10 protein-coding genes are annotated in these 9,879 nt (G+C 69.5%); 4 read left to right on the plus strand and 6 right to left on the minus strand.

Annotated features, from left to right (window positions below; all coding sequences use genetic code 11):
* Positions 1 to 18 precede the first annotated feature (18 nt).
* Positions 19 to 468: a MarR family winged helix-turn-helix transcriptional regulator gene (locus HWD99_RS07915; protein WP_241795684.1), complete on the minus strand. Its 450-nt coding sequence runs from the start codon at positions 466 to 468 to the stop codon at positions 19 to 21.
* A gap of 131 nt (positions 469 to 599) precedes the next feature.
* Between HWD99_RS07915 and HWD99_RS07920 the strand changes: the two genes are divergently transcribed.
* Positions 600 to 1,787, plus strand: a complete 1,188-nt coding sequence (locus HWD99_RS07920; protein WP_241795685.1) for an MFS transporter — start codon at positions 600 to 602, stop codon at positions 1,785 to 1,787.
* Positions 1,788 to 1,807: 20 nt separating this feature from the next.
* On the opposite strand, the gene HWD99_RS07925 is transcribed toward HWD99_RS07920, so the two are convergent.
* Positions 1,808 to 2,626, minus strand: coding sequence for a shikimate 5-dehydrogenase (locus tag HWD99_RS07925; protein WP_308220697.1), 819 nt, complete (start codon positions 2,624 to 2,626; stop codon positions 1,808 to 1,810).
* 552 nt (positions 2,627 to 3,178) lie between these two features.
* Here HWD99_RS07925 and HWD99_RS07930 point away from each other — a divergent pair.
* Positions 3,179 to 3,385, plus strand: a complete 207-nt coding sequence (locus tag HWD99_RS07930; protein ID WP_194764439.1) for a cold-shock protein — start codon at positions 3,179 to 3,181, stop codon at positions 3,383 to 3,385.
* A 245-nt stretch (positions 3,386 to 3,630) separates the two neighbouring features.
* On the opposite strand, the gene HWD99_RS07935 is transcribed toward HWD99_RS07930, so the two are convergent.
* Positions 3,631 to 4,296, minus strand: coding sequence for an HAD hydrolase-like protein (locus HWD99_RS07935; protein ID WP_241795686.1), 666 nt, complete (start codon positions 4,294 to 4,296; stop codon positions 3,631 to 3,633).
* Between the two features lie 84 nt (positions 4,297 to 4,380).
* A complete protein-coding gene (gene nucS, locus HWD99_RS07940) occupies positions 4,381 to 5,076 on the minus strand; it encodes an endonuclease NucS (RefSeq protein WP_241795687.1) in 696 nt (231 codons plus the stop codon).
* A 147-nt stretch (positions 5,077 to 5,223) separates the two neighbouring features.
* Here nucS and HWD99_RS07945 point away from each other — a divergent pair, with 147 nt between their 5' ends.
* Positions 5,224 to 5,571 carry a response regulator gene (locus HWD99_RS07945; RefSeq protein ID WP_241795688.1) on the plus strand — a complete coding sequence of 116 codons (348 nt, stop codon included), beginning with the start codon at positions 5,224 to 5,226 and terminating at the stop codon, positions 5,569 to 5,571.
* A gap of 104 nt (positions 5,572 to 5,675) precedes the next feature.
* On the opposite strand, the gene HWD99_RS07950 is transcribed toward HWD99_RS07945, so the two are convergent.
* Positions 5,676 to 6,926, minus strand: a complete 1,251-nt coding sequence (locus HWD99_RS07950) for an MFS transporter (protein ID WP_241795689.1) — start codon at positions 6,924 to 6,926, stop codon at positions 5,676 to 5,678.
* Positions 6,927 to 6,985: 59 nt separating this feature from the next.
* Between HWD99_RS07950 and HWD99_RS07955 the strand changes: the two genes are divergently transcribed.
* On the plus strand, positions 6,986 to 8,047 hold the full coding sequence (locus tag HWD99_RS07955; protein WP_241795690.1) for a LacI family DNA-binding transcriptional regulator: 1,062 nt from the start codon (positions 6,986 to 6,988) through the stop codon (positions 8,045 to 8,047).
* 142 nt (positions 8,048 to 8,189) lie between these two features.
* Here the strand turns inward: HWD99_RS07955 and HWD99_RS07960 are convergent, their stop codons facing one another.
* A complete protein-coding gene (locus HWD99_RS07960; protein ID WP_241795691.1) occupies positions 8,190 to 9,737 on the minus strand; it encodes a hypothetical protein in 1,548 nt (515 codons plus the stop codon).
* Positions 9,738 to 9,879: the final 142 nt, after the last annotated feature.

The raw sequence follows: 9,879 nt of genomic DNA on the forward strand, positions 1-9,879 counted from the left end.
CCGGATCGGAGGCGGTGGTCAGGCGCCGACCGTCGCGCCCTGCAGCGCGTGCACGACGGGCGCGAGCTCGGGCTGCGTGACCGCGTCGCCGAGGGTGCGCTCGAGGGTCTCGTCGTGGATCGGATGCGCCTTCTCGTACAGCGCCAGGCCGGCCGGAGTGAGCTCGGTGTAGATGCCGCGGCGGTCGTCGGCGCAGAGGATGCGCGTGAGCAGCCCGCGGTCCTCGAGGCGCGTCACGAGCCGCGTGGTCGCGCTGGGGCTGAGGGCGGTCGCGCGGGCGAGCTGCTGCATCCGCATGTGCCAGCCGTCTTGCCGGCTGAGGGCGTCGAGCACGGTGTACTCGACGACGGACAGCCCCGCAGACGCAGCGAGCGCCTTCTCGAGCTCGGCCTCGATGATGCCGTGCAGGGCCGCGAGGGTGCGCCATCCGCGCGCCCGGATCTCGACGGCGTCGTCTGAGATTCCCATGGTGACCTCCCGCGCCACGCGGGCGCATAAGTAGTTGCTTGCGCGGGATAGTTGCGTGTGCAATGATTATCCCTCGTGACGCAATATCCCGCGTCTGCAACAACTTTAACAGAGGACTTCGGAGCACACCCATGCCACTCGGACTCATCGCACTCGCCATCGGCGCCTTCGGGATCGGACTCACCGAGTTCGTGATCATGGGCCTCCTTCCCGAGGTCGCCACCGACTTCGGTGTCACCGAGGCAACCGCCGGCTGGCTCATCTCGGGCTATGCCCTGGCCGTGGTCGTCGGGGCACTCGGCCTGACCGCGGCCACGACGCGACTGCCGCGCAAGCCGGTGCTGCTCGGCCTCGTCGTGCTCTTCATCGCAGGAAACGTGCTGACCGCACTCGCCCCGGACTACTCGGTCGCGATGATCGGCCGCATCATCGCCGCTCTCTGCCACGGCGCGTTCTTCGGCATCGGGTCGGTCGTCGCGGCCGATCTCGTCGCTCCCGAGAAGAAGGCGCGGGCGATCGCCATCATGTTCACGGGTCTCACGGCCGCCAACGTCTTCGGGGTGCCGTTCGGCACGTTCCTCGGCCAGCAGTTCGGGTGGCGTTCGACGTTCTGGGTGATCTCGGTCATCGGCGTCGTCGCGTTCGCCGGTATCGCTCTTCTCGTCACGGCGCCGAAGGTCACCGGCCATCAGGTGAGCCTGCGCAGCGAGCTCCGCGCGTTCCGCTCGGGACAGGTCTGGCTGTCGCTGATCGTCACCGCGCTCGCCTTCGGCGGGATGTTCGGTGCCTTCACCTACATCGCCTACACGCTCACGGGCGTGACCGGCTTCGCCGACACCGCCGTGCCGTGGCTGCTCGTGCTCTTCGGTGTGGGACTCGTCGCGGGCAACGCGATCGGCGGACGGCTGGCCGACCGCTCGATCGACCGCACCCTCCTGATCTTCATCGCCGCCCTGGCGGTCGTGCTCGTGCTGTTCGGCCTCTTCGCCCGGTCGCAGCCGGCGACGATCGCGATCCTCGTGCTGATGGGAGCGTTCGGCTTCGGCACGGTGCCCGGACTGCAGAGTCGCATCATGCACTACGCGGGCGGGGCGCCCACCCTCGCCTCCGGCGCGAACATCGGCGCGTTCAACGTCGGCAACGCGCTCGGCGCCTGGGCGGGCGGACTCGGCATCGCCGCAGGGCTCGGCTACACCTCTCCCATCTGGATCGGCGCCGCGATCACGGCATCCGCCCTCGTCGTCATGGTGATCGCCGTGGTCACCGCACGGCGCCCCGCGCCGGCGGACACCGACACCCTGCAGGCCGTCGCCGTCTGACGCCTCGGCGCGTCGCGGTGCTACTGCGCCCGCATGAACTCCTCCGCGGCGGCGACCTGCTCAGGGGTCGGCCGGATGCCGGTGTAGAGCACGAACTGCTCGAGCGCCTGCAGCGTCGCGACCTCCGCGCCGGTGATCACGGTCTTGCCTGCCGAGCGCCCCGCAGCGATGAGCGGGGTCTCGGCGGGCAGCGCCACGACGTCGAACACCACGGATGCCGCCGCGATCTGCGCCTCCGAGAACGACAGCGCGCGCTCCTCGCTGCCCCCGGCCATGCCGATCGGCGTGATGTTGACGATGATGTCGGCGGTCACGGCATCCGCATCCGCCGTCCAGTCGAAGCCGTAGAGATCGGCGAGCCCGCGACCGCGCTCTTCGTTTCGCGCCGCGATCGTGACCCGCGAGAAACCGGCGTCGCGGAAGGCGGCGGCGGTGGCCTTCGCCATCCCGCCCGAGCCGCGCAGCAGCACGGATGCCGACCGCTCCAGCGCGTTGCGCTCGATCAGCTCGGCGATCGCGCTGTAGTCCGTGTTGTATGCGGTGAGCACCCCGTCGTCGTTGACGATCGTGTTCACCGACTCGATCGCCGTGGCGGAGGCATCCATGTGGTCGACGAGCGCGATGACGTCTTCCTTGTAGGGCATCGAGACCGCGCATCCGCGGATCCCGAGCCCGCGCACACCGGCGATGGCCTGCGACAGATCGGTGGGGGCGAAGGCCTTGTAGATCCAGTTGAGGCCCAGTTCCTCGTAGAGGAAGTTGTGGAACCGGGTGCCGTTGTTGCTGGGTCGCGCCGACAGCGAGATGCACAGGGTCATGTCCTTGTTGAGCATGGTCACGGATCCAGGGTACTCGCGGGAGCGCGCGGATCATCGAGGCTCAGAAACCCCTGGAAACCCGTAGCGTGATCGCGACCTCTCCCATAGTGTTGTGGTGCATGCACAGGGGATTGATCGCCTCCGTCTACCCCAGATGACGGGCTGCCTTCCCCAGAGGCAAGGGTGATCCGTGCATGCGATTGGGCCCTCTCGAGTGGTTCTGTCCCCAACGGGCCGCTCGAGAGGGCCGCTGTCTACCCGGATCTCCAAACTTTTTTGACTTTTGTCCCCCAAATGGGGGACAAAAGGCTCGCGGAGGGGTTACGCTGGTATCTGACGCACCCTCCGGTCGTCTTCGGCCCTCATCGCTCCCCCCGCGGTGAGGGCCACACCATTTTCCGGGCCGCCCACGATGCCGTGGCATGGCCTTGTGTGACGCGAGATGACATCTCGTGCAACATTTGGGTTACGGGCTGACCTCGCCTCTTCCGCTCTGAGCGTGCTCCACTAGCGTGGGTCTCGTCGGTGCATCCTGCGTCGGCTCTTCTTTTCCCGCAGCAGAACAGGCAGTACATGAGCACCCAGGGCACGGTCAAGTGGTTCAACTCGGAGAAGGGCTTCGGCTTCATCTCCCCCGACGACGGCGGCGCTGACGTCTTCGCGCACTACTCCGCCATCCAGTCATCCGGCTACCGGTCTCTCGAAGAGAACCAGCGAGTCGAGTTCGAGGTCGCGCAGGGCCCGAAGGGCCTGCAGGCTGAGAACATCCGTCCGGTCTGACCGGACGAAACGAGAACTCCCTGACCGGGAGGTCGGCCGTACGGCGCGACCCCCCGGCCGGGAGGTCGGCCGTACGGCGCGACCCCCCGGCGGGGAGTTCTGTGTCTACGCCGGGCCTGGCGCCGGATCGCGAGCACCGCGACGGGCGGAGGAATCCGTGATGGGCGGAGGCTCGGCGTGAGCGTCGCCGCCCGACGGGGAGTTCTCCGCCCGACACGGTGACTGAGCGCGTGCCGGCGCTCGCCTCAGACGAGCAGCAGCGCGCGCAGGTCGTCGACGGATGCCGCGCGGAACGCCGCCTCGTCGCCCTCGTCCGGATCGCTGAAGCCCCACTCGACGAAGATCACGGGCACACCGTTGGCGTTGCCGCCCTCGACGTCGTGGTGGCGGTCGCCGATGAGCACGGGACGCGAGATGTCTGCGCCGCGCTCTGCCAGACGGCGCAGCGCCTCGGCCACGATGTCGGTCTTGGAGGCGAGGGTGGACTCGTCGGGAGTCGACCCGACCGTCGTGAGGAAGTACGGGCGCAGCTCGAAGTGGTCGACCAGGGCATCGACCTGGATCTCGGGCTTCGAGCTCGCGGTCGCCTGCGGCACGCCGGCCTCATGCAGATCGCGGATGATCTCGGGGACGCCAGGGTAGGTCTTGACGTCGGTGGTGTATCCGTCGGCCTTGCCGAGGGTGCGGTAGAACGACACCGCCTCGGTTGCCTGCTCGGGAGTCATGCCCGCCTGAGCCTGGAACGACTGGAACATCGGCGGGCCGATCCAGTGCACCAGCTCTTCGCGCGTGGGGGCCGGGTGGCCGAAGTGGGTGAGAGCGACATTCAGTCGGCGGAGGATGCCGACCGAGGCGTCGACGATCGTGCCGTCGACGTCCCACAGCACGCAGGAGTAGGGGGAAGAAGCCATGCCTTCCAGCCTATGGGCTGTGCGGAAGGCCTCGGACGACCGTGAACATGTGTGCAGGCGCTCCGCTGCCCGCCGCGCGCGGCCTCAGAAGAGGCGGGGGATGCCGGACTCGATGCCCTTCATGTCGTCGTAGTCGAGCACGAGGCAGCGGATGCCGCGGTCCTCGGCCAGCACGCGCGCCTGGGGTTTGATCTCCTGGGCGGCGAAGACTCCCTGCACCGGAGCGAGGTGCGGGTCACGGCCGAGGAGCTCGAGGTATCGCGTCAGCTGCTCGACGCCGTCGATGTCGCCGCGGCGCTTGATCTCGACGGCGATCGCCGCACCGTCGGCATCCCGCACGAGCAGGTCGACGGGACCGATCGCGGTCGGATACTCACGGCGTACGAGGGTCGCGCCCTCGGCGACGCGGTCGACCTGCTCGGCGAGCAGCCGCTGCAGATCGGCCTCGACGCCGTCCTTCTGCAGGCCGGGATCGATGCCGAGGTCGTGCTTCGTGTCGTGGATGATCTCGTAGATCTGCACGCGCAGCGCGTCGCCGGTCTTCTTGTGGGTGACTCGCCACACCTCGGTGACGCCCGCGATCGACTCCTCTTCACCGGGCTCCTCCGTCGAGAGCGAGCACGGCGGGCTCATCCAGTTCAGCGGCTTGTAGCTGCCGCCGTCGGAGTGCACGAGCAGGCTCCCATCGCCCTTGTGCACGAGAAGACGTGTAGCGAGCGGGAGATGGGCATTGAGCCGACCGGTGTAATCCACGGAGCAGCGGGCGATGACGAGACGCACCCGTCGAGCCTACTTCGTCGGGTGGGGTGCTTCTGCGGCGGTGGGTGTCGCTCCTGGTGTTTCCACACATCCCGGGCTGCTGTCTTTCCGCGCGATCATGCGGAACTGGATCCTGACATTCTGGGCGGGACGGCGAAGAATGAGGAGATGACCGTGTCGATCGAACTGGTGACGATGATCGTGTCTGTCGCGTCCACGATCCTGGGACTGGCGTCGGGATTCGGATGGGTGATCAGTCGCATGGACGCGAGGTTCGCGGGTTTCGAGCAGCGGGTGGATGCTCGGTTCGCGGGTTTCGAGCAGCGAGTGGATGCGCGGTTCGAGAGGGCTGAGCAGCGGGCGGATGCGCGGTTCGAGAAGTCCGAGCAGCGGGCGGATGCGCGGTTCGCCCGCGTGGAGGCGGACATCGCTGAGGTCAAGGCCGACATCGGCGAGGTGAAGGTCGCCGTCGCGCGACTCGAGGGCCCGGCACAGCGCCTTCTCGTCGCGCGGTGACGGTCGTCGCCAGCGGCCGACGGCGGTCGCCCGGGCGTCTGGAACGACCCGACACCTGTGGCGATGGATGGGACGATGAGGGAACCCGTGACGACGGCTGACTCTCAGTTCCGCGTCGTCGCCGGCGCGGGCTGCTCCGACATCTCCTCCGTGCGCAGCGGGCGGGCCGCGCCCGAGAACAGGCCCGACAGCACGACGAGGCCGACCAGGATGTAGAGCGTGTTCAGCAGGCCGATGTGCTCGCTGATGAAGCCGAGCACGGGCGGGCCGCCGAGGAACGAGATGTAGCCGATGGTCGCCGCGGCGCTCACGCGGGCGGCAGCCTTGGCGGGGTCGTCGGCCGCGGCAGACATGCCGAGCGGGAAGCCGAGCGACGCGCCGATGCCCCACAGTGCCGCGCCGGCGAAGACCAGCGGCAGGCTCGGCGCGAGGATGAACAGCAGGATGCCGGATGCCGCGGCCACGGCGAGAACCCGCAGCACCGCCACGCGGCCGAAGCGGTCGACGAGAGGTCCGCCGAAGATGCGGACGGCGGTCATGGCGACCGAGAACGTGGCGAGGGCCGCGGCGCCGAGCGCGGTGCCGCCACCGTGGTCCTCGGCGACACCCAGGGCGAGCCAGTCGTTGGCCCCGCCCTCGGCGAACGACATGCCGAGCATGACGACGCCGATCGCGTAGGTGCGCGGCTCGCGCCAGGCCGACAGGGCGACGTGCATCCGCTCGCGCCAGTGCGGCTTCTCGCCGTCTTCGGTGCTCGGATCCAGCGCCTCCTGGCGCCGGGGCACGTTGGCGATGCTGACGACGCCGATCGCGGCGATCAGCACCGCGATGACGAGGGTGTGGGTGAAGACGTCGATCTGCAGCTGTGCCGCGAGGGCGCCGAGGCCTGCGCCGATCACGGTGCCGAAGCTGAAGAACGCGTGGAACAGCGGCAGGATCGTCTTGCCGGAGTGCTGCTCGATCGCCGTGGCCTCGACGTTCATCATGACGTCGACGCAGCCGTTGCCGAGCCCGAACAGCACCAGGCCGATCAGGACGACCGGATACGAGCCGAGCACGTTGGCGCCGATGCCGATCAGTGCCACACCCGACGCGAACGTGAAGATCGACACCATCATGCCGAGGCGAGCGCCGGTGCGCGCCATGATCGCGGGGCTGGTCGAGATGCCGATGATCGATGCGATGCCGGCGCCGAGAAGCAGCATGCCGACCTGGGCCTTGTCGATGTCGAGAGCGAGCTTGATCGACGGCACGCGAGACGCCCAGGTCGCGATCGACAGGCCGCTGGCGAGGAAGATCGCGAAGATCGCGGTGCGCCAGCGGACGTACTGCGAACGAGAGAGGGCGGTGTGCATGACGGAGAGTCTATCGAATCGATTCGACTGGACGAAAGCCCGGAGGCTATCCTCAAGGTATGACCAGTCAAGACGCCCCGCGTCGCGCGACGATCGCCGATGTCGCGCGCAGCGCGGGAGTCGCCACCTCGACCGCCTCCGTGGTGTTCAGCGGGAAGGCGAAGGTGGCGCCGGCCACTCGCGAGCGGGTCCTGGCGGCGGCGGCGGACCTCGGCTACGCCGGACCCGACCCCCGGGCTGCCTCTCTGCGCCGCGGACGCAGCGGCATCGTCGCGGTCGTGCTCGAAGGTCATCTGCGCACGGCATTCCTCGATCCCGTGAGCACCGCGCTGATGGACGGGCTCACCGACGGCCTGGCGGATCTCAGCGCCGGCATCCTGCTCATGCGCGACGAGCCGGGCGACGACGGAGCCTCGCTGGTGAACGCGCCGGTCGACGCGGTCGTGCTGATCGGATGCTCCGGCCGCACCCGCTCATCGCTCGACATCGTGCGCGGACGCGGTCTTCCGGTGGTCGTGATCGAGGGCGACGCGGGCGACGGCATCCCGCGGGTCATGCTCGACAACGCCGACGCGTCTGCCGATGTCGCGCGGCACGTGCGCGATCTCGGTCATCGCGAGGTCGCGCTCGTCACCCTTCCGCTCGACAACGATCGCGAACGGGGGACCGTGACACCCGAACGGCTCGCCTCGGCGACGGTCGACGTCACGATCGACCGCCTCTCGGGCATGCGGGAGATCTTCCCCGACGCGCCGGCGGTCTCGGCATCGGGCAGCTTCATCGACGAGGGTCTGGCGGTCGGCCGCGAGCTGCTGGCCGACGCGTCGTCACGCCCGACGGCGATCCTCGCCCAGAGTGATCTGCTGGCGGTCGGGATCATCCGGGCCGCCGAGGAGCTCGGCCTGCGAGTGCCCGAGGATCTCTCCGTCGCCGGCTTCGACGGTGTCGACGTCGACGGGCTCGGCGGGCTCGTGCTCACCACCAGCGTGCAGCCCGCGGTCGAGAAGGGGCGGGCGGCCGGCGAGCAGGTCGCCCGGATGCTGCGCGGCGAAGAGGCCGTGACCCTGCACCTGACCTGCACGTTCCGGCAGGGGACGACCACGGCGCCACCCTCGCGCTGAGGGGTGAGGCCCAGGCCTCGTGCGGTGATGCGGGCCCTGTCCGGTCACGGTGCTTCGCGAGTGCGCGGTGCTTCACGAGTGTGCGGCCCTCACGAGTGTGCGGCCCTCACGAGTGCGCGGGCCCTCACGAGTGCGCGGGCCTTCACGAGTGCGCGGGCCCGATCGGAAGCGACGCATCGCCGCCGAAGTCGAGGATCGTGTAGCGCCCGCAGTCGATCGTCCGCTGTGGCTCGGCTGTCGTGGGGAGCTCCCACGGCACGGTCTGCGCGTCCTCGACGAGGAACGTCACGTGGTCGGCCGTGAAGTCGGTGCGGTTCACGAGCCAGGCGTAGCCGTGGAGCTGATGGTCGACCTGCACGAGCCGCGACGGATCGGTGAGATGCAGCTTCGGCAGACGGACGGTCCAGAACTGTCCGGCGCCGGTGCGGCCGGACGCGTCGACCCAGTCGGTGACGCACGCGAGGTCGTCGTCGGTCCGGTGCGCGGCGGCGGCGAGCCGCGGGACGCTCAGGCTGCCTCCGACCAGCAGCAGCACGGCGGCGACGGCGGCGGTCGCGTGCACGAGGCCGGAACTCGGGCGCAGACGGTGCAGCCTCAGGCGGTGCAGGTGCGGGCCGCGCAGGTGCAGCGGCCCGGACAGCGCGACCAGCGCCAGCACCGGGACGAACGCGACGGGCTGCAGGTAGCGCGCGGCGTGCGTGCCGAGGGCGATCGCTCCCACGCCGACGAGAAGAGGCACGGCCCACGACGACGCGGCGACCAGTCGCTCGCCGGCGTCGCCCGCGTTCCGGGTCCGGATCGCCGCGACGACGACGAGCGCCATCACGATCAGCGCCGCCACGAGCCCCGGGGGAGTCTGCAGCCGCTCGACCATCACCCCGCCATAGGAGAGGAGCGACTCCCGCCACCGCGCGGGATCCGCATACCCGGCCCCGGTGTTCGCGATCCATGCCGAGAGGGGAATGCGAGCGAGCATGCCCAGCGCGCTCCCGCCCACGAGGATGACGGCCACGCCGACGGTGCGGGATCGGAGCGGCGACCTCCAGGCCAGGAGGGCGAGGATCACGCCGAGCGGCACGGTCGCCCAGGCCGCGTAGAGCGGGTTCGAGAGCGTCGAGAGCGTCGCGACGGCGCCGAGGGCCACCGCGAGTGCCACGGAGAAAGGCGCCGCGTCGAGCATCCGCCGCACGAGTCCGATCGTGAGCACGACCGCGACCACCGTCGCCGAGTAGTACGTGGTCGTCAGCTGCAGCGAGGCGAGCTCGAACGAGTCGCGCGAGGGTGAGGATGCCGTCATCGCGAGGGCGCCGAAGGCGGCGAAGGCGGTGAGCGACCACGGCACCGGCGTCCGTCCGCTGCGCGCGCGACCGGCCACGAGACGGATCGCTCCGTAGAGCGCGAGCAGGTTGATGACCGCGCTGATCGCGAGAAGCCCATCGACATCGAGCGGGAGGATCGCCTGAAGACCCAGGAACACCGCGACCTCGGGCAGGAACAGCACGCTCGACATCGCCCAGTCGAGGGGGTCGCCCTCGAGTACAGAGCGGGAGAGCAGAGCGACGACGAGGGAGTCGCCGTCGTCGAAAAGCATGAGGGAACGAGCGGAGGATGCCACGGTGCCCGCGACGATCAGGGCGATCGCCGCAGCGAGCAGCCACCCGACCGCCTCCCGCCTCCACCCCCGTATCACGGCCCTACTCTGCCACGACGAGGGCGTCTGCGAGCCCCGACGGATGCCGCAGGATCGGGCCAATTCGTCCGTGTGGCCTTACGACTTCCTTACGGCAGGTAAACTGATGTCCGACACCCGCCCGCCTGTGCCGATCCCCCGG

This window comes from Microbacterium sp. C5A9, from assembly GCF_022627955.1.
Lineage (GTDB): Bacteria > Actinomycetota > Actinomycetes > Actinomycetales > Microbacteriaceae > Microbacterium.

What these genes read in the sequence shown, in the direction of transcription:
- HWD99_RS07920 (WP_241795685.1), top strand. Translation starts at nt 600, where the DNA reads ATGCCACTCGGACTCATCGCACTCGCCATCGGCGCCTTCGGGATCGGA.
- HWD99_RS07950 (WP_241795689.1), bottom strand. Translation starts at nt 6,926, where the DNA reads ATGCACACCGCCCTCTCTCGTTCGCAGTACGTCCGCTGGCGCACCGCG.
- HWD99_RS07935 (WP_241795686.1), bottom strand. Translation starts at nt 4,296, where the DNA reads ATGGCTTCTTCCCCCTACTCCTGCGTGCTGTGGGACGTCGACGGCACG.
- HWD99_RS07945 (WP_241795688.1), top strand. Translation starts at nt 5,224, where the DNA reads ATGACCGTGTCGATCGAACTGGTGACGATGATCGTGTCTGTCGCGTCC.
- HWD99_RS07915 (WP_241795684.1), bottom strand. Translation starts at nt 468, where the DNA reads ATGGGAATCTCAGACGACGCCGTCGAGATCCGGGCGCGCGGATGGCGC.
- HWD99_RS07955 (WP_241795690.1), top strand. Translation starts at nt 6,986, where the DNA reads ATGACCAGTCAAGACGCCCCGCGTCGCGCGACGATCGCCGATGTCGCG.
- HWD99_RS07930 (WP_194764439.1), top strand. Translation starts at nt 3,179, where the DNA reads ATGAGCACCCAGGGCACGGTCAAGTGGTTCAACTCGGAGAAGGGCTTC.